General features: G+C 45.9%; 20 protein-coding genes. 4 read left to right on the top strand and 16 right to left on the bottom strand.

All coding sequences use genetic code 11. The annotated features are described in order from the left end of the window. Nucleotides 1-14 precede the first annotated feature (14 nt). From F6K37_RS04045 to F6K37_RS04100, 12 genes are all read right to left on the bottom strand, one after another. The gene (locus F6K37_RS04045) at nt 15-1,160 is read right to left on the bottom strand and encodes a glycosyltransferase family 1 protein (RefSeq protein WP_287248332.1); all 1,146 of its coding nucleotides are present in this window, start codon (nt 1,158-1,160) and stop codon (nt 15-17) included. 236 nt (nt 1,161-1,396) lie between these two features. After that, the gene (locus tag F6K37_RS04050; protein WP_287248333.1) at nt 1,397-2,506 is read right to left on the bottom strand and encodes a glycosyltransferase family 2 protein; all 1,110 of its coding nucleotides are present in this window, start codon (nt 2,504-2,506) and stop codon (nt 1,397-1,399) included. A 64-nt stretch (nt 2,507-2,570) separates the two neighbouring features. Next, nucleotides 2,571-4,016, bottom strand: coding sequence for a glycosyltransferase family protein (locus tag F6K37_RS04055; protein WP_287248336.1), 1,446 nt, complete (start codon nt 4,014-4,016; stop codon nt 2,571-2,573). A gap of 76 nt (nt 4,017-4,092) precedes the next feature. Beyond that, nucleotides 4,093-5,313: a glycosyltransferase family 2 protein gene (locus F6K37_RS04060; RefSeq protein ID WP_287248338.1), complete on the bottom strand. Its 1,221-nt coding sequence runs from the start codon at nt 5,311-5,313 to the stop codon at nt 4,093-4,095. A gap of 11 nt (nt 5,314-5,324) precedes the next feature. Then, nucleotides 5,325-6,470: a glycosyltransferase family 1 protein gene (locus tag F6K37_RS04065; RefSeq protein ID WP_287248340.1), complete on the bottom strand. Its 1,146-nt coding sequence runs from the start codon at nt 6,468-6,470 to the stop codon at nt 5,325-5,327. Next, complete coding sequence (locus F6K37_RS04070) at nt 6,467-7,651, bottom strand: glycosyltransferase (protein ID WP_287248342.1); 1,185 nt, start codon at nt 7,649-7,651, stop codon at nt 6,467-6,469. Before F6K37_RS04070 ends, F6K37_RS04065 begins: the two co-directional genes overlap by 4 nt. Before the next feature lie 2 nt (nt 7,652-7,653). Next, complete coding sequence (locus F6K37_RS04075; protein WP_287248344.1) at nt 7,654-8,826, bottom strand: glycosyltransferase; 1,173 nt, start codon at nt 8,824-8,826, stop codon at nt 7,654-7,656. Then, entirely contained in the window at nt 8,816-9,415 is a 600-nt protein-coding gene (locus F6K37_RS04080; RefSeq protein WP_287248346.1) for an acyltransferase, read from the bottom strand. The genes F6K37_RS04075 and F6K37_RS04080 overlap by 11 nt, the downstream gene beginning before the upstream one ends. Before the next feature lie 5 nt (nt 9,416-9,420). Then, a complete protein-coding gene (locus tag F6K37_RS04085) occupies nt 9,421-9,996 on the bottom strand; it encodes an acyltransferase (RefSeq protein WP_287248347.1) in 576 nt (191 codons plus the stop codon). Then, nucleotides 9,993-11,816 (bottom strand): ABC transporter ATP-binding protein, encoded by a 1,824-nt coding sequence (locus tag F6K37_RS04090; RefSeq protein WP_287248349.1) that lies wholly within the window; start codon nt 11,814-11,816, stop codon nt 9,993-9,995. The genes F6K37_RS04085 and F6K37_RS04090 overlap by 4 nt, the downstream gene beginning before the upstream one ends. Continuing rightward, the gene (locus F6K37_RS04095) at nt 11,813-13,639 is read right to left on the bottom strand and encodes an ABC transporter ATP-binding protein (RefSeq protein ID WP_008181237.1); all 1,827 of its coding nucleotides are present in this window, start codon (nt 13,637-13,639) and stop codon (nt 11,813-11,815) included. Before F6K37_RS04095 ends, F6K37_RS04090 begins: the two co-directional genes overlap by 4 nt. Then, nucleotides 13,640-16,195, bottom strand: coding sequence for a glycosyltransferase (locus F6K37_RS04100; RefSeq protein WP_287248352.1), 2,556 nt, complete (start codon nt 16,193-16,195; stop codon nt 13,640-13,642). Nucleotides 16,196-17,158: 963 nt separating this feature from the next. Between F6K37_RS04100 and F6K37_RS04105 the strand changes: the two genes are divergently transcribed. The 3 genes from F6K37_RS04105 to F6K37_RS04115 all read left to right on the top strand — a co-directional run bounded on the left by F6K37_RS04105 (nt 17,159) and on the right by F6K37_RS04115 (nt 18,582). Further along, nucleotides 17,159-17,329, top strand: coding sequence for a hypothetical protein (locus F6K37_RS04105; protein ID WP_287248354.1), 171 nt, complete (start codon nt 17,159-17,161; stop codon nt 17,327-17,329). Between the two features lie 102 nt (nt 17,330-17,431). Continuing rightward, complete coding sequence (locus F6K37_RS04110) at nt 17,432-17,611, top strand: hypothetical protein (protein ID WP_287248356.1); 180 nt, start codon at nt 17,432-17,434, stop codon at nt 17,609-17,611. A 2-nt stretch (nt 17,612-17,613) separates the two neighbouring features. Continuing rightward, a complete protein-coding gene (locus F6K37_RS04115; RefSeq protein WP_287248358.1) occupies nt 17,614-18,582 on the top strand; it encodes a ParB/RepB/Spo0J family partition protein in 969 nt (322 codons plus the stop codon). Between the two features lie 25 nt (nt 18,583-18,607). On the opposite strand, the gene F6K37_RS04120 is transcribed toward F6K37_RS04115, so the two are convergent. Beyond that, complete coding sequence (locus tag F6K37_RS04120; RefSeq protein WP_287248360.1) at nt 18,608-20,572, bottom strand: TolC family protein; 1,965 nt, start codon at nt 20,570-20,572, stop codon at nt 18,608-18,610. Between the two features lie 153 nt (nt 20,573-20,725). Between F6K37_RS04120 and F6K37_RS04125 the strand changes: the two genes are divergently transcribed. Beyond that, nucleotides 20,726-21,460 (top strand): ABC transporter ATP-binding protein, encoded by a 735-nt coding sequence (locus F6K37_RS04125; RefSeq protein ID WP_008181244.1) that lies wholly within the window; start codon nt 20,726-20,728, stop codon nt 21,458-21,460. A gap of 155 nt (nt 21,461-21,615) precedes the next feature. Here the strand turns inward: F6K37_RS04125 and F6K37_RS04130 are convergent, their stop codons facing one another. From F6K37_RS04130 to F6K37_RS04140, 3 genes are all read right to left on the bottom strand, one after another. Next, entirely contained in the window at nt 21,616-22,794 is a 1,179-nt protein-coding gene (locus F6K37_RS04130) for an ABC transporter permease (RefSeq protein ID WP_044492476.1), read from the bottom strand. Between the two features lie 114 nt (nt 22,795-22,908). Beyond that, the gene (locus F6K37_RS04135; protein ID WP_287248364.1) at nt 22,909-24,387 is read right to left on the bottom strand and encodes an efflux RND transporter periplasmic adaptor subunit; all 1,479 of its coding nucleotides are present in this window, start codon (nt 24,385-24,387) and stop codon (nt 22,909-22,911) included. A 459-nt stretch (nt 24,388-24,846) separates the two neighbouring features. Then, on the bottom strand, nt 24,847-25,011 hold the full coding sequence (locus F6K37_RS04140) for a hypothetical protein (protein ID WP_008181247.1): 165 nt from the start codon (nt 25,009-25,011) through the stop codon (nt 24,847-24,849). Between the last annotated feature and the right edge of the window lie 330 nt (nt 25,012-25,341).

Consider the following 25,341-nt stretch of genomic DNA (forward strand, 5'->3'; position numbering starts at 1 on the left):
CACTATTCAACTATTCAACTCATAGCTGCTTCAAGCATGGGTGGTAGAACTCGATCTGTGGAAAAATATTGTTCTGCGATTTGACGCGCAGCAAGACAGTGCTGTTCATAATCGGCGTTAATGGTCTCGATTCCCTTCAGGGCTTCGGAGAGGTTACGGAAAGTGAGAATTCCTTTTCCAGTTGGCAAGCAGTCACCAATGCCCGTGTCTTGCACTAAAATTGGCCGACCGGAGGCAAGATAGCAGACGCTGCGATCGCTAACCCATCCACCCCGACTCAATACATAGCCTTGTTTAGCTACACTGAATTCCGCACGAGATGCTTGGATAAATTTTTGATATAGTTCAGGTGTATAAGAACTCTTCCATCCTGATACTATTTTCCAACCATAAGTGGATAACTCCTTTTCTACAAGATCTGAAGCAGTCAAAGCAAGAAGAAGAGGCTGCTTAGTTAATTGGGGTAGAGTGATAAAGTTAGGAAATTCTTTGTCTTTGTTTCCATAACTAATATTTTGATAAACTTCTGCTTTATAGCTTTTCCACTGCATCACTGAAGTGAACTCGGAACAGGATTCGCCTTCTATAAAAGACCATTCAGGCAGGAAAACTGGGAAATTAGTTTTAATCCATTGTTTTCCATTTGTCGGTATTGGGCAATCTGGTTTTCCTATGCGCTTCCCTATAGTAAATAATTTTTCGCAATGTTCAACAGTATTAATTAGTTCTCGATCTCCATGAGCAATTTTAATCTGAGTAAAACCCGGATCGCTGTCGATAAAAATGCGTTTTTTAGGAAGATTGTATTCTGGTCTCCACAGAGGGATGGTGCAACCTCGTATTAAGAACAAATCAGCCTGAGAACAAAGATCAATAAATTCATTTATCTCCATTCCCACAGCTTGGTCTCCCGCACGATAAATCCATTGCTTGCTAAAACCAAATGGTTCTAAACATGCTTGAATGTAGTCGGTTGGATAGTCTAGAAAGGTTGTTAATTGTTCTGCTTTCCAATTATAAACCCAAGAACTTTCCCCACATTCTTCTAAGAAGATAACTTGGTGATCGAGCGAGCGTAATCCCAAAAGATATTGCATTTCACACCATGCTTGACCGCCGACTGGGAAACGTCCAATAGCACCTGCAACAATAATAATCATGAATTTAGCAGCAGCAATTTATCTTATATTTATCAAAGACTGTCCATCGAAATAATCAGGAATTGGGATTCCCATTATTTCTAATAAGCTGTTGTGCATCTAATTTGTATATTATTCTATTCGATAGATCAGCCTCAAACTTTCTTCACTTTTGACTTTTGAATGCGTGACTTTTGACTTGCTGTTGTGCATTTTTAATGCACGACAGCTTAAGCTAAATTTTCCTTGGCTTGATACTACAACTTAAATATAATTAATTGTTCATCTTCTAAGAGACATTTACAGTGTCTATAAAGATATTGACAAAACCCCTTATAGTGTTCAAACCACCAAAAAGCTGGCCAACCAAAAACACAAAATTCAATACCTAATGACCGCAACCGCTCAAATTCAAAGATTGCATTATCATCACTCTCTGGAAGCCCCCAATATAGACCAGACTTCTCTAGGAAAGGGACGCACTTAGAATTTTCCACAAGGGAACCTTGCCCCCATTCATTCATATCAATAAGAATGTAAGATGAGCCTGAAGTAACAATCAAAGATAATTTTTCTCCAACTTGAGTCATTAGTTCTACATGGTCGTAGTAACTGCTTTCCCAACCGCAAATATTGAAATCATATCCTTGAGAATCCAAGTATTTGCTTAACGTGTTCCGCAGATGCTTACAAATTCTTAGACGTCTTTTGTAGGGTACTCTAGAAACGCCATTATTGCCATGGATTCTGTACAATCCTTGGCAGTCCAAAAGGCTCTCAACTCGTCCCATGAGAAAGGCTAACGAGTTCAGATAATAGTCTGCTCCATTTCTATACTCTTCTTCAGGCATAGGGCAAATCTTCTCAAGAAAGTTTCTTGACCATGCATTTCCGCTAGTAGGTGGAGAAACCATTCCCTCAGGACCAGTCGAGATAAATTTTTCTAACAAGTCTCCCCTAGATAATGGCCCAGGTGGAATTACCTTGCCAAGCTTTTTGAGTTCTGCATCAACCCCATGTAAAGGCCAGTGAACCTTAACGACATGTGAATCATAGAATTTTTGAGCAGCTTGACTGATTGCATTAGGTAACAGCATATCATCGGCATCCAAGAAGCAAATAATATCTCCTTTACTAGCTTTAAAACCTACATTGAATGCAGAAGCTTGACCAGCGTTTTCCTTAAAAATCGCTTTAACTTTATTACCGTAGCTTGCAATTATTGAGTGGGAATCATCTTCCGAACCGTCATCTACGACTATTACCTCAAAAAAATCATAGCTTTGTTCTAATGCGCTATCGATTGAGTTCCTAAGAAAACGTCCATAGTTAAAGTTGTTAATAATGATACTAGCAAAATGATTCATTGTTTTCTGCTAAAAAAATATTCTATTGCTTTAACCTTTGAAGATCGACAGCTATTAAGCCCAATTAGATTTTAAAAACAATTATAAAATTATTTTTAACTATCCAACAATAGTGTAATTTTAGATGAATTTTAAAGTTTTCATAGTAGTCTAACCACCAAAATACATGCCAAGGGAATACGATAAAATCAACGATATTTGAAACTTTTATCAACTCCTGAATTGCTTGTTCAGAGTCAGAAGGCGCACCCCAATATTTATTGCCATCTCCTATAAAAGGAACAGTTTTGTATTCACGGAAAAGCATGTCAACATTCCAATCATCAGGATTACCTGCAACAAGGACTGTAGATCCAGGAACAGCGGCTTGGTAAAACTCAGAAACCCATTCAATCTCCTTAATCCGTGCTTCTAAAATAGTATTATCTTTCCCCCATGGAACAATATTTAAGGAGATTGAACTGTTTTGAGCATTGATTCGCCGAGAAGCAGTTGATGATTTCTTCCAAAGGGATATTAATGTATTTTTATGTAGGGAGATATCAGACTTTTTGGCTTGAGCAAATCCCTTTTCGATAATCTCCTTTGAGGGCGGGTTTGAAATTATTTCAGCCACATCACTAATGGAGTCATAAAGAAATCCTGCTTCACCTACATATTCTTTGATGTCGGGTCGGATATTAGGAAAGCAAACTCCTAGACCAGCAGCTTGGGCCTCAGCCACTGCGACAGGCCAGCCAACCGTTTTCAAGTCATGGCAAGCTGTGTAGACTAGCCAATTATGTTTCTTATACTCTGCAAGCATTTGACTAGGCTCAACCGGAGAAACTACATTGACTGGTTTGCCCATCTCTTTATTTAACGAAGCTATGCTAGGAGAGTTATAGCCCAGTGCATATAAGTTGAATTCTCTGTTTGGTATCTTCTTGGCAAGTTCTAAGAAATCCTCCATCTTTTTTTTGGGTATGCAAGCGCCTACATTCATGACAGATTCACCGTTGGCCGATCGATCATAAAACCGCTTAAAGTTCATTACAGGGTAAGATTCATGAATTTTCTCACTTTTCACTCCATGACTTTCTAATATCTCACGTGCAAAAGGGAATGAAAGTATTCCTAAACAGAGCTCACTGTTGATAAAAGGAACAGCTGCTTGCACAATGCGACCTGACGGATCTAAAACGTCGAAAGAGTGCGACCTTACTGTGAATGGAATTTGATTTTCTCCATTAGCAAAAAAACCTGCCAAATAGGCTAAGTCACGAATGTGACTTAGCCAGTGGGTGTGCAACACATCAGGCTTAAATTTTTCTATCTCTTTCTTGATTTCAAAGGGGTTCTTAATGCATCTGTATGGAAAATGTTTTTGATAGGTAGCATATGCTGGTGTCATGCTAATAATTTGAATTTCAAAATCATCCCAAATTGCTTCAAGCTCTGATTCGATATATGTTTCAGAGATTTGAGGATAATGAGATAAGACATATGTGACCCGTAGCTTATTCATCATGGTTTCTCCAGAAAACTAGCAAATACTGAGCAGAAATGCTGGAAGACTAATTATGTATACTAAAGCATTAGCATCTTTAATAATCAGCCAATACCTTCTTTTGTGAGGCCAAAATCTGAGGCTTTACCGAACTTAAATCAAAGGCAACTAGATAGCTGTCTTTTAGAATACAGTCATATGTAGAGTCTAAGTATTTCCTGAAGCTTGTGTAGTAATCTAGCCACCAAAAGCAATGCCAGGCAAAAACAATATAAGCAGCTCCGGATTTTTTCAAACGTTCCAGTTCTCGGATAGCGGTATCGCTGTCTGCGGGATCACCCCAATAATTTCCTCCATGTTCTATAAATGGAATTGGATGCAAACCTTCAACAATTTCTGTGCCCAGCCATTGAGCCTGATCCACTAATATGAATGGTTTTTCTGGCGGAATTAGCTGTTTGAGGGTAGCGTTCACTTGGTGCAATTGACCAATGCGATTCCGGTCATGGACAAATTCCATATCCCCTGGTACGTGAACTAAATTCCACTTTTGTTGAATGCGAACTCGACTTTCTTCTGCAAGCTTCAAATCCCATTTCATAAAGAAATAGTCAAGCTCATCTTCATTAGGAGGATAAGGAGGAATATAATGCACCTCACATTTGGGTTCAAAAACGACCCTGGCTCCCGCTTTGTAAAGAGCTAAGCTTAAATCAATCTCGTCTCTAGTATTCAGCTCTTCATCATAAAAGCCGATTTGGTCAAAAATCTTACGCCTAAAAAATAGACAATGTTGCTCCATAAATTGGACAGTGCGTCGTTCGGTAGAGCCCCAATCTAGTTCTTTGATATCTGTGCGAGGTACGATTTCCCACTTAGATCCGTCAGGAGTTTCTACTGTTTGAACGGTTCCTAAAAGATCGTCAAAATGAACCTTTCCCGCCCCTAAGGGACCCTCAATAATTAAAGGAACCACTACATCAGCAGGATATTCTTCACAAGCTGTCATTAACTGAGTGAGCCAACCTTCTTTCACCAGGTTGTCGTTTTCGATAAGACATAAGAATTCGTCCTCGGTAGCTTGAATCACTAGATTTTTGGACTGATTTGGCAGTAAATAGTGCTCGTGGTGAATGATACTTACGTTTTTTCGACCTGTTAGAACCTGCTCCATCTGGTTCCAGTAAACATTAGGAATGTTGCAATTTACAACAATTAGATTAAATGGCAACTGTGTGTATTCAAAAATACGTTGTAGCAATTCAGCAGCTAAAGAAAATCGCTCACGTTGAACAAACCCAATTGTGATGTTAGACATAATTAAATCCCCTAATTCATTGCAACTTCTAAAACAAAATTTAAGATTCGATGCGCGGAGAAATATTCCTCAGCCAAATGTCGCGCTGCTGCACTATGAGTGCCGTAATTCAAATTAATTTTCTTTACTCCAGCGATTGCCTCCTTTGGATTCTCAAATGTGAGCAAGCCTTCACCCAGTGGGAGTCGATTTCCAATGCCCGTATCTTGCACTAGAATCGGACGACCCGATGCTAAATAACTTGCACTTCGATCACTAAACCAGCCTGTTTTCATAGCAACATAACCTTGCTTAGCCACAGCGAACTCAGCTCGCGAGTTTTGAATAAACTGCTGGTATGCTTCTGGTGTATATGTAATTTCCCAACCCGTAGCAACATTCCAACGATTTTCTAGAAGTGGTTCTGGTGCGGAATGAGGGCCAGTTAAGGCAATTTGAAATGGCTGAGTTGTTTGCTTGGGCAGATCGATAAACTTGGGAAATTCTACGTCCTTATTACCATACTGTATACCAGCAAAGGTTACTTCCGGATAGCTACGCCATTGCATTAAAGTGGTAAAAAAGGCTGTATCATCTATGTTTATTACCGGCCAACTCGGCAGATAAATTGGCGGCAATATAGGTAACCAGTCATATCCAACTGTGGGCACGCTACAATCCGGTGAACCCACGCACTGCCCTACTGTGAATAAGCTACTAGAACGTTTCACCGTCTCTACAAGATCGGGATCTCCATTGGCAAGGCGAATTTGAGTAAATCCTGGGTCAGAGTCAATATAGATGCATTTGTTTGGCCATTCATATTCCTCAAGCCATAGCGAAATCGGAGATCCACGCACAATTAGTAAGTCAGCTCGAGCACACAAATCTAAGAACCGATCTAAAGACATTCCCGAGGACTGTGTCCCAGCCCGATATATCCATTGATAGTCAAAACCAATACTTGCTAAGCAGTCGTAAAGATACTGAGTAGGATATTCTAAGTCAGTTGTAAATTCCTCAGTTTCCCAGTTATATACCCAGGATTCAGGTCCGCACTCCTCAAAGTAAACTACCTCGTGTCCTAAAGCTTTTAATCCCAGGAGATAATGCATATCAACCCAGGCGTGCCCCCCTACTGGGAAACGACCAATGCTGCCCGCAAAAAGGATAATCATGTCAGCCCTCCTCCAAGAATCGTCCCTTGATGTTGATAAGTGGAATGTAGGGCTTGATGCAAAAGCCGAGGTAAAACATTCTCATAGGAGAATATCTGGTTTGCGATCTCTCTTGCCGCCTGACAATGCAACGAATAGTTATGTCTGACACGTTCTAGGCATTCAACGGCTTCGTCAAAGGTGGAAAAGATTAATACTCCGTTTTCTAGGGGAAACTGATCCACGAAACCGGTATCTTGTAAAACCGTGGGTCGCCCCGAGGCTAAATAGCAAACACTTCGATCGCTGAACCAGCCGCTGCGAGTTGCTACATAGGCTTGCTTAGCGACGCTGAACTCCCCTTTCGACTGAGTAATATATGCTTGATATGGATCGAAATCCTTACTAAAATGGCTATCTCGGATGTGCCATCCGGCTAACTTTAACTGTTTACGTTCTTGAGAGTTCACACCAGAAAGAGCAAGTTCTAATGGTAAAGCTGTTCGTTTTGGTAGGTTGTGTAGCTGTAAAAATTCCTCTCGTTTTTGTCCGTAAGCTTTACCTTCATAAGTGATACTGCCATAGGCATTCCAGTTAGCAATAGTAGTGAAAGGAATATTGTCCTCAGGAACGGCCACTTGTGAAATCCAAATGTCCGGGACAACCGGAGGAACAGTTGGTAACCAATCTCGACCATTGGTAGGGATAGAACAACTAGGTTCGCCAATATTAATGCCGTAACTAAACAGCGTCTGGTAATTATCCAAACCCTCAGTTGCAAATTTCCCAACTTGGGTAAAGAAAGGATCCATATCAATCAGCGCACGCCGTTGACATAGTTTGAATTCTGGTAACCAGCACACACCACCAATATTTAGCAGTACATCAGCCCTTGTTAATACCTGTTTGATATCATCCCAAGCGAAGCCATAAGTCTTACCCGTCTCTCGGTTAATAAAGCCCACTTCAGCGTTGACACCGAATCGTGACAGCAAGACTTTAACCACTTCAATTCCTGGTATTGGATTATCACTGTAGCTTTGGGATTCAGGATCATAGCAGGACTGAGGCCAACCACTCTCCTCTAGGTAGACAACCTGATGCCCCAGCTTGGAAAACCCCAGCAGATAATGAAAGAATGCCAGCAAGTTCCCTGCAACAGGATGGCGAATCATATAACCGCAAATCACGATATTTGCCATTCTTATAACCCCGCTCGCTCCATCAAACTGCCAATTACCTTCTCCGCTGAGAAATACTCTGTCGCAATTTCCCGAGCAGCACGGCAATTTCCTTCATAATCATGCTCAATTGTGTCCAACGCCGCTAAGATATCCTCCATGGTTTCAAATCCGAACAGTCCCTTGCCCGTAGGCAAAAACTTGCTAAAGCCTGTGTCTTGGGTAATTACAGGAAGTCCCGCTGCCAGGTAACAAGCCGTGCGATCGCTAAACCACCCACTGCGTAGTCGGGTATATTGATCCTTTGCAACGGTAAACTCACCCCGCGAGGTTTGAATGTACTTGCGGTAAGTGTCAGGATTTTGGGACAGATGAACCGAATTCACCTGCCGCCAGCCGTGCTGATTAAGAAACTGTTTCACGTCGTCTCCAACTCCTGCTGCGATTTCAAACTGTACGGATCGACGGCTGGGCAGATCGATAAAGTTTTCAAATTCTCTGGCTTTGCGCCAATAGTAGGTCTCCCCTTGATAGACAATATCTTTACCTTTGTTATTCCAGGTGGTAATGGTGCTGTAGGCTTCACCCGGTGAGTAAGCGTGCTGCCAGAGTGCTAGGTCAACCGGTTGACGAGTTGGTTGCCAGTGGAATCTTTCGATGGGTACACCACAGTCAGCATTTCCCAGATTTTCGCCAAATGTAAAGTGAGTGTCGTGAGCACAGAGGTCAGCAATCATCTGTTTATCTCCCTGCACTACTCGAATTTGGGATGCTACGGGATCCGATTCTACATAAATTCGACGAGGGCAAGCCAGATGTTCCTCTCGAATCTCTTGAGCCCCAGTGACGTTAAGAAACCCATCGGCTTCGCGATAAAGCTTCAAAATATCGCTTTCGGTCATACCGTAACATTGCCCCTCGGGATAATTGCCCCGAAAGGCCCACCGCTCTCCAAATCCATGGGCCTCCAGAATCGGGACAATCTGCTGAATATTTTCGATGGCATCCGGTGTTAAGTCATTTAGCCGGGGGTTGTATACCCAGCGTCCGGAATCTTCCACGTAGTAAGGGTCGTAGCCCAAGCGCCTTAGCCCGATTAAGTAGTGTAAAAACTGGTAGGTAACGCCTGCTAAGGGATACCAGAACAGAATGCCAAAGACAATAATTTTCCCCTTACTAGGGTTGTTACAAAGCATGGTTGATTCCCCCTTTATCTAAGCAACGGATGACACGTGCTGGATTGCCAGCAACGATAGTATAAGGAGGAACATCCTCTGTAACCACAGAGCGTGCACCCACAACGGACCCCTCACCAATTGTGACACCGGGCAATACACAAGCATCAAAACCGATCCAGACATTGTCTCTAATGCGGATCGGCTCTGCTGGCACATCCCCCTCCAGTCGCCGGGACTTGAACTGGGAGGCATGTTCCAAGACATACCTCCGTTTTAGTGGGTCTAAGGGCAGCCGATAGGTATCCATGAGCACCACTCTCCAAGAGATTAAGGTGTAATTACCAATTTCTAGTAGGTCATCACAGATAATTCGGGCTCCATGAACCAGGACATACTCACCAATGCGAACCTGGGCACGGACTCCCATGTCAAACATCGTATCTTTGTACACAGCAGTCCCTCTGCCCATGGAAAGACCCTCTGCTGCCTGAGAGCGGTAGAGGTCAAAGCTTAAACTGGTTTCGATATAAGTGTCATCACTAAGAATTACGTTGTCGGGTATCGTTCCTGGATGCCAATCCCAAGGCAACCTTCGTCCATAACTCATCTTCTTCACACCTCCCCAACAATCTGCGCTGGATTGCCCATAACTCGTGCGCGGGGCGGCACATCCCGGGTTACTATCGAACCGGCTTCGATGAATGCTCCAGTGGAAATACGGACTCCCTTCAGGATTGTGGCATTTGGTCCAACCCAGACATCATCTTCTATAATTACGGGCTTCTTGAGCATTTTGGGTCTGGTTTGACCTTTACCCAATGGCGATAAAGCAATGGCATCAGCAATCCGTTCCGCAGGCTCTAGGGGATGAAAATCTGTATCGGCAATAGTCACATTCCAACCAATCACGACATAATTACCAATCTGCAGTTCCTGCTCGCACAGGAGAATCGCATTTGTAAAATAGCAGTAATCACCGATTTGAACCTTTGCTTGTTCCCCTAGGGCAAAGTGAACGCCTTCCATGGTGCAATGGTCACCAATGACTAGTGCTGGCATGAGTTGGCTCCGAAATCTAGCCCAACACCGTTCCTCAGCTCTGATGATACTGTTTTTACCAACCTGTACATTAGCTGGCAATTTTCCATTTGTCAAGTAATCCGACTCAATTTGTACAGAATCACTCACTCTCCTCTTCCCTCCCTGCTCACAATTGCTGTTTGACATCCGGATTGAATTCTGTAGAGGCGCTCATAGAAATTCTCCGCTGCCATTAACTCCTCATGGGTTCCCATCTCCACCACCTTCCCCTGCTCCAACACTACAATCCGATCTGCCTGCCGAATCGTGGACAGCCGGTGGGCGATGATGAAGGTTGTCCTGCCTGCCATCAACCGCTCTAAGGCTTCCATCAGCAGCGCCTCCGTCTGGGCATCCAGGGCAGAAGTGGGTTCATCGAGAATCAGCACCGGCGCATCCTTGAGCAGCGCTCTGGCGATCGCAATCCGCTGCCTTTGTCCTCCCGAAAGGGTGCCTCCTCGCTCGCCAATAACGGTATCGTAGCCCTGGGGCAGCCGTTGAATAAACTCATCGGCGTTGGCAGCTTTTGCCACTGCCACAATTTCTTCATAGCTAGCTCCAGGACGCCCGTAGGCAATGTTATCTGCTACCGTCAGTGGCAGCAAAAATGGCTCTTGCAACACTATAGCCACTTGCGATCGCAAACTGCTCAGTTGCACCTGGCGCACGTCCACCCCGTCAAAGAGGACTCGACCCTGCCAGGGGTCGAAAAAGCGGGGGATCAGGGAAACTAAGGTGCTCTTCCCAGCTCCCGTCATTCCTACCAAAGCGATTGTCTCTCCTGGTTGCACCTCCAGAGTAATGTCCTGGAGGATGGGGTGACCGGGTTTGTAGCCAAAGGTGACTCGCTCTAGGCGAATTTGTCCCCTTACTCCAGGGGGACACGGCGGCAACGGCTTGGCTCCGGTCTCCTCCTGTACCTGATCTTGGACATCTAACATTTCTAAGACTCGGCGAGCACCCGCAGCCGCTGATGCGAAACCAGATGAAATGTAGGCTAGGGTTTCCATAGGCGCATACAAGGAGGCGAGATAAGAGAGGAAGACGAGGAGGCTGCCTAAAGACAGCGATCCCTCCAAAACCTGAAAGCCCCCAATCAGCATCATCACCGCTGTGCCCATTGCTGTTACCCCACTGACCCCAACTTTGAATTGTAGCTGGGAGAGGACAGCGCGCAAATGAGCTTGGATCACTTGCCGAGATAGGTTCCGGAACCGCTTATCTTCGTGGGCTTCACGGCTAAATGCTTGAACAATTGGTACTGCTGTCAGCGCCTGCTCACTCAGCGCCATGATCTCGCCTTCGAGCTGTTGATGCTGGTAGTTACGTTCAGTCATAGGCTGGTTAAAAAACCGGATTAACACCACTAACAGTGGAGCAACAAGCAGTGCCAGCAGTGACAGGGTGGGATCAAGTTGCCACATCACGGCTAACATCGCGACCAAACTGACCAGGGAAGTGAGTATGGGGAGGAAGACATTCATCACCAGTACCTGTATGCAGCGGCTATCAGTCATCACTCGCCTGATCAGGTCGCCAGTGGGTTGTTGACCGTGGAAACCCAGAGAAAGACGCTGTAGGTGATCGAACAGTACTGCCCCCAAGCTGTACGCCATTCGACTGCCGATGCCATTTCCAACGTAATTCTGAATAATGCGAACTGCCTCACTGGCTAGAAATAGCAAGATCGTGCTGCCAGCTAACCAACCTAGTAACCAAGAAGGTGATTCTTCACCAGGTATGGCTTTAAGCCAGGTAAAGGAGTGCGGGAGCGGCTGGTCGGTCAAAACATAATCGACGATCAACTTTAGGGGCCAGGGCTTGAGTACATTAAGTCCTACCCCCACAAGCATCAGCAGCATCATTGATAAGAGTCCGCGCCTATGGGGCAGGGCGTAGGGTATCAGTCGTAGCCACCATCGCTTCATAACACCACCTCCGACGGGGAGTCAGAAAACTGCAAAGTGTGCAAGCGCTGGTAAAGACCACCCACGGCCAGCAACTTCTGGTGCGTCCCCATCTCCACCACCTGACCCCCGTCCAGCACAGCGATCCGGTTTGCTTGCCGAATAGTGGAGAGCCGGTGGGCAATAATGAAAGTGGTCCGCCCTGCCATCAATCGCTCTATAGCTGATAGCAGCAGGGCTTCGGTTTGCCCGTCCAAGGCAGAAGTGGGTTCGTCGAGAATCAGTACCGGAGCATCCTTGAGCAGTGCCCGGGCGATCGCAATCCGCTGCCTTTGTCCTCCCGAAAGGGTCGCCCCTCGCTCGCCAATAACCGTGTCGTAACCCTGGGGCAGCCGTTTAATAAACTCATCGGCGTTGGCAGCTTTGGCCACTGTTACAATTTCTTCATAGCTAGCTCCGGGACGCCCGTAGGCAATGTTATCTGCCACCGTCAGCGGCAGGAGGAAAGGTTCCTGCAAGACCAACCCTATTTGCGATCGCAAACTGGTCAGTTGCAACTGGCGCACATCCACCCCGTCCAGGAGTACTCGTCCCTGCCAGGGGTCGAAAAAGCGGGGGATCAGAGAAACCAGGGTACTCTTGCCAGCACCCGTCAACCCCACTAGGGCGATTGTTTCTCCTGGCTGGGCTTCCAGAGTAATATCTTTGAGAACCGGATCCCCTAATTGGTACCCGAAGCTGACCTTTTCTAGGCGCACCCATCCTTTGGATCCCCCAGGGGGTAGGGGCTGGGCTCCAGGGGCATCCTGTACCTCTTCCTTAGCATCCAAGACTTCCAGCACCCGATCAATACTTGCTTCCACGGATTTCAGACTTCCATAGGTAGTTAGCAGACTCCTAAATGCTTTTTGCAGAGATTGCAAATAGGCGAGGAAGACCAGGAAACTACCGACCGTAATTGTCCCCAATAATACCTGCTGCCCCCCGGCATAGAAAACAATCGCAGTACCAACTGTAGTAATTGAGCCGTTGGCAAATCCGTAGGTACTCTTGAGCAGGGTGCCCCGTTGGGACTGAGCAACTGCGTCCGTTGCCAGGTACTGGAACTGCTTTCTATTGCGGTTTTCCGTGCCAAATGCCTGTACTACCGGGATCGCGGTGAAGGTCTGGTGGACGAAACTCAGCAGACGGGACTGGGCTTCCCGGTTCAGCTTCGTCCGGCGTTTGAGCCGGGCACCGAAAAACAGGGTGGAACCCCCCATCAGTGGCGCTACTGCTAGGGATAGCAGGGTTAGTGTTGGCTCTAGGTTCCAGGCAACGATGCCAATGCTCAACAAAGTCAGCACTTGCTGGGCAGGTGAGACCAGCAGGGCATTAGTCAAGGTATATACACAATAGGTGTCTACTGTCAAGCGACTCAGGGAATCACCGACACTGCGCTGACTGTGGAACAGCAGCGAGAGGCGTTGGAGTCGATGAAACAGCTTCTGTGCCAGGTCATAGACCATGCGTTGACCAGCAGCGCTCCAGAACCAGATTAGACCCACTTCAAGGATAGCATTCAGGGCATAGAGTCCGAGGCTAGCAAGAGCAGCTGTAACAACCAGCACAAAGGGCGTCACGGTCAGGTTCCAGTTCCCCAAAAGCGACCCAACTACCGCTGGCACAGCCGTGTCACCAAGTGCGTAATCCACCAGGATTTTCATCGGCCAGGGTTGGAGAGTGGTAACAAAGGAGGTGGCTGCAGTCAAAGCGAGAATCACTACGAAGGTACGCCACTGGCGCAGTGGGTATAGGAGCATACGCCGGTATCGGTGCTTCGTTGCTGCAATTTCTGGACTCATCTACAGTTCCACTCCTATGATCGCAGCTTGCTTATTTTGCTGTGAGTTCGTAGGATTGTTGGTGGCAGATTCGAGATTAATGCCTTCTAACTGTCTGAGTACGTAAAGGTAGGAAGCTTTGGCAGTAGCACAATCCTGGAAATTTGCCAGCAAGAGCAGTACAGCTACTGTTCCAAGAATAGCAGAAGCCATACCTGCCTGGTCAAAGGCTGCTACAGCACAGAGCAGTAGCAAAAGGAACTTAATGATTAAGGCAGGGACAGCAACCCTCGGCCAGGAGCGGAATCGCAGCAGTTGCTTACCCCCACCGTGCTCTTCAATGGTCATTAGTATCCGGACAGCGCCGAACAACCCACCCCGCACCTCCAGATCCCAGCGGTCGAAATCACTGCCACGGTAAATCACTGCTCCCTGTTCCCGGAGTCCAAATTCTAACCTTTCCAACCACTGTTCCTGGGACTGCCAAGACTCGCTCCAGATCTGATCTTTCCGAGGTCTGGGAAATTGCAAAAAGGAGACACCACGCCTTCGCCAGGGGGTGAGCCCGTTGTCAAGGCGACCTTTGAGTCGTGCCAGGGGCTGTAGCAGATACAGGAGTACTGTCAAGCTATAAAGCTGGAAGCGGGGGAGGCGAGATGCAACAGGGGTTGTAAAAGAAGCTTTAGAAGCACTCAGGATGGCTTGAGTAACAGGTGCAGCAATAGCAGCAAGCAGGAAGGGGACTGTCCAGACCATTGGTTTCCAGAGCAGTCCCAGGCTGGACAGCCCTGCAAGAGCGAGGATGACTAGGTACCATTCCGGCATGGTTGGCAGTGCGGGAAACAGCCCTGGTGCAGGCTGATAGACAGATTGGAACAGGGCACTACCCCAAGTCCCGTGATATATCCGACTTAAGCGCCAGCCCAGTATCTGCACTAGCCCCTTACCGTAAAGCCGCCCAGACCAATTGAGATGACCGGCGGCATTATACTTTTGTGGCCATTTCTGTTCCAGTAGGGCTTCAGCCTTACCATATCCTTGTTGCTGTTTCCAGTACATCTTCACCGAGTTGCGGCGATGATGCCAGACAACGGCGCTGGGGCTGAAACCTATTTTCCAGCCACGCTCCTGTAGCCGCCAGCAGATATCCACGTCATCCCCCGCAGCCCGAAACCGGGGATCAAATCCACCAATCTCTTGGAGGTGGGTTTTCCAGTAAGCCATGTTGCAACCAGGAATGTGTTCTGCCTCCTGATCGGAAAGCAGGACATGGATTGGTCCTCCCGGTGCGTTGCTAACACAATCCGCTATCAAGCCATCACCGGGAGGGGGGATATTGGGTCCACCAACTCCTGCCCAGTCTCCTTTCAGGAAAGTAGCAGCTAGATAGGTGAGCCAGTGGGGATCGGGATAGGCATCGTCGTCGATGTAGGCGATGATGGCACCCGTAGCGGCTTCTAAGGCGGTATTCCGGGCACTGCTTAACCCCCTATTTTGCTTGTGGATGATTACCCGCACCTTGTATTCCTTAGCAATTGCAGCAACGCCATCAGTAGAACCGTCATCCACTACAATAACTTCATAGTTAGGATAATCGAGATATTGCAACGCTTCCAAGGTATCTCGTATGGTACTTGCTCCGTTGTAGGAGCAGACAGCTACCGAGATCCGTGGGCAGGGGAGGTATGCCGGAAATGGTCCTGCGGCAAAGGCTTGGTGAACGGCTGAGAGCGCCGGTTTAGGACGCCTTTGGCGATCAGTGAGACCGAAATCCCAGTCTTCGATGTCAAAACCTCCCCGATACCATTCGTCAGTCCAGGCAAAGACAAAACAGCCAGCACAGCCAGCTGCCAAGATAGTTTGGATTTGCCAGTCCAGGGTTTTCGCCTGTGTTTCCTCCCCGTTTCTGAGGCTATCTAGCCCAATCTCAGCCATCACCAACGGTCGATCCCCTGCTATATTATGGAGGCGGGCAAGGTAAGCTTCCAGTCGGTCCCGGGACTCTAGATAGACATTAAAACAGACAAAATCCACAAAAGGAAGTTGTAAATACTCGGTGCTAGGATAGTTGACATAAGTCACCAGGGCTTCTGAATCTTCGGCTTTGACAGTTAGATAAAGTCTTTTGAGGAAATTCTCCACCCGTTGACGACCATACCAGCGCACAATGGGGGCTGGTATCTCATTACCGATAGCATAGCAGAGAATTGCCTGGTGTCCAACACAGGCACGCACCCCCGCCCGTACTCGCTTTTCTATGTCTTGGATGCGCTTCTTCTGATCGAGGAAGGCAATATGCTGTTCCCAAGGTAGTCCTACCATCACATAAAGGTTGTGCTTGGCAGCCAAATCAAGCAACCAGCCAGGGGGAACAGTGTAGGTGCGAACTGAGTTAATTCCCTGTGACGCCATCATGGCAAAATCCCGGGCAACTACATCGGGTTTGGGATACAGTTCCCCCTCCCTATTGGGGCGAAATGTTCCATACGTGACTCCCTTAATATAAAGTTTTTTGCTCCCAACGACAATAAACTTGCCTTTGACTGCAGGGCAAATTTTAGTCTTGCAACTCTTCATAACAATTTGGGGTTGGTAAGGGAAAAAACGAATACTCCTGTCATTGTCTTGATGCAGTCGCTCCTAAGTGACTGCATCTGTGAGGTATTGGTGAGGAGTTGATCCTCTTACATAAAGAGCACAAGGGTAGAGCTTCCCTTGACCTATAAACTATAGGAGTATCTATCTTTCCTGTGTACAGTGTATTGATGCAGCGTATTGATGCAGTCGGCCAAAGGGGGTTTCCCCCATGAGGGACTGCATCAATACGCTGCAATATTTATGACTGATTCCTTGAACCAGTCCGTGTTTTTTTAAAATATTGAATGAGCTGGTTGGGCGAGTAGCAACTCGACCTGTATAGGTTCCTATTTTTGGGCCAAAGCGTGACAATAGCTTTGACAATATACACCGTTGGGAACCCTTTCAAAAAGTTGAATCTGGCTACATAGCGACTAGGAAAACCAAACTTATTTTACCACACATCTGACCATTCCCATGTCCTAAGGGCGTTAATTAACCAGGTGTGATAATCTTCAATAAAAAAAACTATCAACTTGACCAACCTTGGCGGCATATAACCAATGAGTTTTAGGAAGGTTTTGACCAGAAGTGTTGAATCGCTTAATAAAACTTACTATAAATCAGTCTAGGAGTGCTGTCAAGAAGCAATTGCTAAAAATATATAATCTTTTTAAACCAATGAATATCACTTATTTATTGACTCATACCTCCTGGTAAATAGCGAAGTTGATCTAATCAAGATGTCATCCATTTTTGGAAATGGAGCACTCATTTTGGCTAATAATTAACTAGTCATAATTTATTCAAATATCTCACAATTTGAGCTAGATTTTTGTTGAAGGTTTTAAAGCTTGAACGCTTCTGGATAAATACAGTCTCCTGTTACGAGTTTTATTTGACGTATTTTTTATAACCGATTGCATCAATCCTAGCCAACTATTACTCCTAAGTCTAGGCAAAATGGCAACTATTACTCCTAAGTCGAGTAGGTTTTACGTTTGTTTACCTGAAGAGGAATCACGGAACGGGCGACGAAGTAGTAGCAGAAACCGAAAACCCGACGCAGGTGCCATGGTTTGTAGCCAACTGCTAGCTGGGGTTTCTGTATCTGACCAGAAGAGTCAAAAGTAATATATCCTTTCAAAACCCAAGCCGTGCTCGCCCCCCCCGAATAGATAATATACTTGTTGGGAAATAGGGGAGACTAGGAGGTGAGCCTGCGGGTGAGGGGCAATGATAACTAGTGAGCGAGCACAGAAACAAGACCGACTGCTGCGGGCACTTAGAGGGTTGAACCGGAAAGCATTTGATGAGCTAATGCCAAGGTTCAGTGCTGTCTATGAGCAATTTGCCAACAACTCTTATAATAATAAGGTTAAAATTATGGCAACTCTATTAGTTATGGGGATTTAAACATGAGTCCTAGACAAACTACCAGACAAGCGTCCACCAGGTCGACGAAGTCTAAGCCAAAAAACGTTGTTCAACCGGAAAAAGAAGCTATCATTACTGTGTTTCCGGAAAGGCAAGAAGATGCTTCCGCTTTAGCTGCTAAATTAGTACCACTATCCCAGATTGTCCTGCCAGCTACTCAACCCAGGCACTATTTTGACCCCAAGGCAATGCAATCTCTGGTGGAGTCAGTAGGCCGTGAAGGTATCCTCCAGCCTTTATTAGTAAGGCCAGTGGGTGATAAGTATGAGTTGGTGGCTGGAGAAAGAAGATATCGCGCCGCTCAAGAATGCTCCTTGAGCGAAGTGCCTGTAACCATCCGGGAGATGTCTGATACTCAGGCAATACAGTATGCGCTGACGGAGAATCTGCAACGAGAGGATTTGAACCCGCTGGAGGAGACAGAAGGTATTTTGGATTTACTGGCGCTGAGGTTGTCAACCGATAGGGGATGGGTTATCTCACTGTTAAATAAATTATCAAAAACTAAACGGCACCTGGCGGTGGACAACGATGTCCGCCCAGAAGATCAACATATACTTACAGACGTGTTTGCCAGTATTGGCAAGATGTCTCCTGAGTCTTTCCGAACCCACAGGCTGCCATTACTCAACCTTACTAGTGATATCTTGGAGGCGTTGAGGTCTGGGTCAATCGAATATACAAAAGCTAGGGAAATAGGCAAGGTAGAATCGGAATCTGACCGCATGGAGATTCTGGAGGCTGCTATAGAGTATAATTTATCAATCAATCAAATTCGAGAGAGGGTGAAAGGTTTACAGCCTCCCTCACCAGAGAGGGAACTGCAACAGCAATTGGAAAGTACCTACAAACGAGTGAAAAAATTTAAGGTGTGCTCTAATCCTGACAAACAGGATAGGTTGAAATCTTTGTTGGCAGAACTGGAAGCTTTGATTGCTGAAGATAAATAAGAGCATCTTTGGCGGCTATCAATGTTCACCTTCTACCTGGGATGGCTTTAGCTGCCTCAATCTTGATATTCCATCTATCCAGTGTGATTCCGACAGTTTGCTCAAGTCTTGTCAAAGCTCTTAAATAGTCAATCCTGGCATTAAGCTCCCTATTTTTGGCCTGTACCAAGTCATTCTCGAAATCCAAAACATCGATCAGTCGAGTTCCTCTGACTCCCAATCTCAGTTTTTCCCGTTCGTTCTGTAGTTGTTGTTCAGATAATTCTCTGGCTTGCCGCGCCACTTGTATCTGTCTGAGATGGAATTTCACATCTCTAATTCTGTTATTAATTTCAATTTCTAGAGTTTCACGTGCTTCCTGCAAATTGTTATTGGCTTGTTGGAGTTGAATGTTACTGCGTTCAACAGCCTGTTCTAGGCTAAGATTACCCAATTCACGTTTTAAAGTGAGTCTGCCCCTCAAGTCCATTGTATCATCGCCTACCAGAGTGGTGGTAGTTAAGTCATAGTCTACCTGGAAATCTAAGTTCCAGCGCCTTTCATTTTTTGCCAGCAATAGGTTTAATTTAGCTATTTCTAATCGGCTCACAGATTGCAAATAATCTGGGTTGTTTACCAAAGCTAATTGCTGTAGCTTCTCTGAATCCAGAGGGGTTGAGTCTACTGGAGCCGGAATATCTGCAGCTACTAGTTCTAAATTTTGCTCAAGTTCGAGAATCTCAATCAGATCTAAACCAGCTTGAGCAAGTCTATTCCTAGCTGTTAATAAGCTCACTTCTCGGTTAGCCACTTCTGTCTCGCTTTGGACGAGTTCAACCCGTGCTCGCCTGCCAGCATCAATCAAAGCCTCTATAACTTCCATTTGCCGTTTGGCGCTCTCTAGGGAAAGCTGCTCGATTTTGATTTGTTCCTGAGCTTGGAGTAACCTCAGGTAAGCTTCGATAGCATTTGTAATGGTGTTGATCAGATTCGATTTTAACTCAACAATGTTGATCGCTTCTTCCTGCCGGGCAATCTGAATAGGAGCTCTGTTGACATCTACTCCAAATCCCCTTAAGAGAGGTTGTATAAAACTGAAAGTTAAATTTTGACTTAATAAGTCGTCTCCGATGCTGCTAATATTATTACTGTCTTGCCATCTACCTCTAGGACTCCACGTCACCTTCAGGTCTCCACCAGTGATGATATTGAGATCCAAGGTTACAGCTAAATTTAATTCACTGTCTGTTCTTAGAGTGGATCCTAACTGGTTACGATTGAATTCAACGAACATTTCTGGGGTAAAATTGGGAGCAAATTCATCTTCAGCTACTGCCAGTTCTTGTAGGTCAATTATCCTTTGAAGGTAAGCGTTTTTGATAATTCTATTATTTTGCAAGGCTAAGATGACAACATTAGAAAGGGTTAATTTTAGTTTCTGCGGCTTTGTTGCTAATTCTTCCTGCTCTTGTTCTTTTCTAGTTTCAGTATCGGGCTGAGTCCGTTCTGCTTTTTCCTGGAAATTTGCCTTGATAGGTTGAGTTTGGTTGTTACTTCGATTGGTAGTTAGAGAAGCAAAACTTGGCATCTGCACCACTGAACTGCTCTCTGTCTTGTGTTCCTGAGGAACGCTCCAAAAACGGCTCTTTCCACTGGGATTAATGAAAGGAACACTCGAACTTCTCCCCTTTTGTGCGTCTCCCCTTTTGTGCGTTCCGCCATCGGGTTTTTTAAGAGCATTCGACTGGCGGTGTTTTCCGCTGCTTATGGATGGAAGAAACACGGCGACTTCTCCCCTATTTCCCCCAGCTTCACCAACAATGCCTGCTTGCCCAACTTGTTGATTGAGAGGACTGACGTTTACTAAAAGATTTGTGGCATTGGCAGTTTGGATAGGATTAAAAGGCAACTCAGGATGAGGATTGGTTTGAGAGGGTTGAGGGACGACAAAAGTACAAACCGTCCCCAAAATTGCCGACAGAGGTATCATTACGTCAAGTCTGTTGTACATCTAATCACCCAAGTAGCAATAAGCGCGAATTGGGAATTTTTTAATCTTTATCCTTTTCACACATCCCATATCTATGTTGCTAAAATTACATTAGCTATTCTAACTTGTTGAAATCCAACGAATCTAATCAATGATTCAATCGAAATTGCACAAATGGTAAGTAATCAGTACCAACCTGTGGCTATTCGCTTGGAGGAGGTTTCTAAAGTTTATGGCAGTGGCCATACAGCAGTTCACGCCATTTCTAACATTAACCTGATTATAGAGCAGGGTGAATATTGCTCAATTATGGGCACATCTGGCTCGGGAAAATCCACAACCATGAATATAATTGGTTGTCTTGACCAACCAACCTCAGGACACTATTATCTCGATAATCTAGATGTTTCTGGGCTAACTGATGTAGAGTTAGCCCAGATTCGCAATCGCAATATTGGCTTTGTCTTCCAGCAGTTCCACTTATTGCCTAAGATGACAGCGCTGGACAATGTGATTTTGCCAATGGTTTATGCAGGGATGCCAAAGGCAGAAAGACGCGATCGCGCCGAGGAAGCCTTGAAGCGAGTGGGTTTAGAAAATCGGATGTATAATAAACCCACTCAATTATCTGGGGGACAGCAGCAAAGAGTAGCGATCGCTCGGGCTATTGCCAACAACCCTGTTCTCTTGCTCGCCGACGAACCGACTGGAGCTCTCGACTCTCGCACTACTGGGGAAGTGATGGAATTGTTTGGGGAACTCAATGCCAGTGGTATCACCGTAGTGATGGTAACCCATGAGCCAGAGGTAGCCCGTCTCACCAGGCGCATTGTCTGGTTCCGTGATGGGGAAGTGGTGCATTCCCATCTTACGCCAGAGGAGATGCTTCAGGTTGCCGTTGCTTATTAGGGATTGGCGATGGGGAAGAGTTGTTTATATCAAGTCCGGATAATTAGTGATAAAAAACCTTCTCTCTTGAAACCTTACTCCTTTACTTCTGCCTTCTGCCTTCTGCCCTCTGCCTTGCTTTCGCGCCTCGTGTAAGTATTCAACTGGACATGATATTACTTCGATGAGCGCAGTGCTTTCACTGGATCTAGTTTGCTGGCTTGCACGGCGGGGAAGAAAACACTGCCTACCCCTACCACCACTGCCGAGCTTAATGCCAAGGTGGCCGTTTCCAATTCAAATTCGTAGGGCAACTCAAACTTATTGGCAACCCCAATCGTCGCCCAATGTACCGTGGCGATCGCAACTGTACCTCCAACGAGACTTAGTAAAACAGCTTCTAGAATAAACTGCAGCCTAATCTCTGTCTGGGTTGCGCCGATTGCTCGCCGCAGGCCAATTTCTTGGGTGCGTTCAACCACTGAGGCAAGGGTAATATTGGCAATGCCAACACCGCCAACCAAAAGCGTAATGATTGCTAGGACTAGCAGTCCCCGGGAAACAAATACCAGTGTTTGCCGTTGCTCCAAGATATCATCAATGTTATTCTGAGCCCAAAACATTCCACCTGGGTAGCGTTGGGATAACAGCTGCTGAGCCTGCTGTTCTAGGTCTTTCATGTCTTTGAGATTGTTGGGGCGCAGCTGAAGTCCTCCGATATCACGACCGCCGCTCAAAACTCTATAGAGGGACAAGGGCACCAGCATCTCACCGTTTGGTTTATACTCTGCAGTTCTTAGCTTAGTTTCGATTACCCCTATGACGATATAGGGCTGGTCAGCGGCATAAAGGCGTTGCCCTATCGGGTTTTGCCCAGGAAAAAGTTGCTCTGCCAAAAATTGATCTATGACCGCCAAAGGTCGATAGTTGGCAAAATCAGCAACACTGAAGAACCGCCCCTGCAGGATTGCTCGACCCGAAGTCAGCAGGTAGTCTTGGGAAACTGCATGGATAGAAAGGTTCGCCTGCTTATCTTGGAAGATGACTTGACCGCTATCAAACCCAGTATAGGTACTGATGGCATACAAGCCTACCATTCTCTGTTTTAAGAATTCCATATCTTCTAGCTGAAGCTTTCTGCCATCGTTGGTCCAATAATAGACGCTCAACTGAGGTGCTTCTCGCTCGGCTAGTTGTTGTTCAATAACAGTTCGGCTGATACTGCGTATTTGTAAGGTGGCGCTGACTGAAGCGACCCCCATAAAAACGCCCAGGGTTGTTAGCAAAGAACGTAAGGGGTTACCACTTAGAGAGTTGTAAGTTAGAGCAACTAAGTCAAGGGGTGAGATGCTCATGAGCAATTCAAAATAAATAAATAAATAAATAAATAAATAAATAAACAAATAAATAAATAGCAAGTGTTTTGGCTGCTTCTGAAAAGTTTTGAGCAACCATTGCTTCGATTTGCTTTACTGCTCTGCTTTGGGGATAACAGGCATTCCTGGGTTTAGGGACGATCCAGTGGGGGGCAAAACTATCACGTCGCCAGGGCGTAGTCCCGACGTTACCTCTACCTTTGTTAAGGCCTCTAGCCCCAGTGTTACACTGCGTTTTTGAACCTTGCCTTGAGTATCCCGTACCCACACGAAGGCATTAGCTCCAGAATTTTGAATCACGTCCGTGTCCAAAACTACTACATTTTGGCGTGCAGCCACAATAATCTCAACATCCAATTTGCTACCAGGAATCAGCGTCTTGCTGGGTCGATCCAGCTTTATAGTTGCAGTCACCGTGGCTTGACCAGAGCTTTTTCCCTTCTCACCATTATTATTTGAGGTAGTTGCCAGTTTTGACACGCTTTGAACTCTGCCAGTGAAACTTTTGGCGTTTGGTCCAATCACTCTAACGCGGGCAATTTGATTGACTTGAACGCGGACAGCATCAAGGGGTGAAAGCTGGAGTTTTACTATTCCTTGTGAGGGATTGCCGAGGGTCAGCAGAGCATCGCCCAGCTTGACCACTTCTCCAACTTTGACATTGATTTCCAGCACTGTTCCATTCAGGGTTGCCTTGACAAGGTTTTTCTGTATTTCCTCCTCAATTTTTTTTCTCTCCAGTCTCAGGCGTTCCAGTTCATGAGTATCTGTACTGACCTGTGACTGAGCATCCTGCAATTGAGCTTCAGCAGTCAGAACTTGGTTTGACAGTTCCCGCTGTTTACTTTGGCGCTGCTGTTGTAGACTCTGCAGTTCGAGTACCGTGGTTTCAACGGCTAACTCAGCATCCCGCAATTGAGATTTAATCGTTAGGATTTGGTCTTTCTGCTGCTGAAGTTCATTTTCTGGAATAAAGCCCTTTTGCAGGAGAACCTCACTTTCTTGGAGTTCCCGTTGAGCAGCGTTGAGTTTTGCAGTAAGTTCTAGAACTTTTTCACGGTTGCGAGCCAGCTGGAGTTCCTGCTTGCGCATCTCTACCTCTTGGAAGGCAAGTGCCTGGAGTTCCTTTTGAGCCACTGTCAGCTTTTGGGAGGCTTCAATAGTTTTCTGACGGTTGCGCTCTAGCTTCAGTTCTTGTTTCTGAATCTCTAACTGCTGTTGCGCAAGGGCAGTTTGGCGCTCTGGATCCCTCAGAATTACCAGTGTCTGACCTAATGCAACACTATTACCCACACCAACAAGTATCTGCTCTACTGTGCCATCTACTGGAGATTGGAGAGTTTGTTGACCACCTAGTTCCATCGTCCCGCTCTCGTTAATCACTTCCTCAAGATAATCTTCTTCCACGGCCAACAGACTTACCTCTACTGGCTCGGAGGGACGATTCTGATTCCAGTTGTAGAGTAGCAAGCCACCAGCAGTAGCTATGGTCAGCATCCCTGACCAGCCGATCCATTTAACTCCACTCTTAAATTTTTGTTTTGCCCTTGTGCGATCAGCCACAGTCTTCATGGACAAGTCTAGTTACCCCTTTAGTATTCATAATTTACTTTTAATGTCAATTAAGGGTTGAAACCCTTGTAATTTCCTCAATAGTTCCAAAACCATGATTTTGAACCCTTACGGGTATCTCCTCCGGAGAGGCTGCGCCAACGCCAGTCGCTTTATGCCGGGGAACTCGTCCACCGCGCTGGCTCACAAGTCTCGAAACCCTTATGGGACAAGAGGGGTTTTTAATTTAGATCAGGCGTAATTTTATTTTACCTACTGCTGCTTAGTAGCAAGAAACCATCAATAGACCCAACTTCCAACAAAAGATGCCTTAAAACTCCCGGTTCGCTTATTTTCGGCGTTGCTGAATACTGGAATGGTTAAACAGAAAGGGGAATTTTTTTGGCTCTTCCGGACTTACGGCGGTTTGCATAACTATGAGGTACATTAACAAAAATCAGCAAACCAGTTACGGAAATCTTAAGGTGCGCTTTCCGCATTAAGAATTAAATTCGCCACGGGTCGCACCTGTGGATAGGATAACAGAATGGCTATTTCGGATACTAACCTAAATTTTCCAACCTTGGGGTCCGTTTGATTCACCTCAAGATGCGTTCGCGTAGCGTGGCCTACGGCCAATCGCATGGTGCTACAGCAGCAAACCCTGGCAACGATGAAGCGAATCCCTTGTCGAGTTGGAGTAGAGCGATCGCTTGATTTTGGTCAGGACTTACCCATTGCCCCCTAAATCCCCCAAACTTGGGGGACTTTCTCAGTAGTACCCCCCATATTTGGGGGGTTAGGGGGGCGAACCCAACTAAACTTCGTAAGTCCTATTGGTATTAAAGCTATCAAGCTATCATGCTTAATCTCAGGGCAATTGGAACGTGCCATTTAGTTGAGCTTGGCTTCAATAAATATTATACATAACCTACACATAAATCATACGTTTAGCTAACGCGATTGGCCGTAGGC

It is taken from the genome of Moorena sp. SIO4E2 (assembly GCF_010671945.1).
Taxonomy (GTDB): Bacteria; Cyanobacteriota; Cyanobacteriia; order Cyanobacteriales; family Coleofasciculaceae; genus Moorena; species Moorena producens.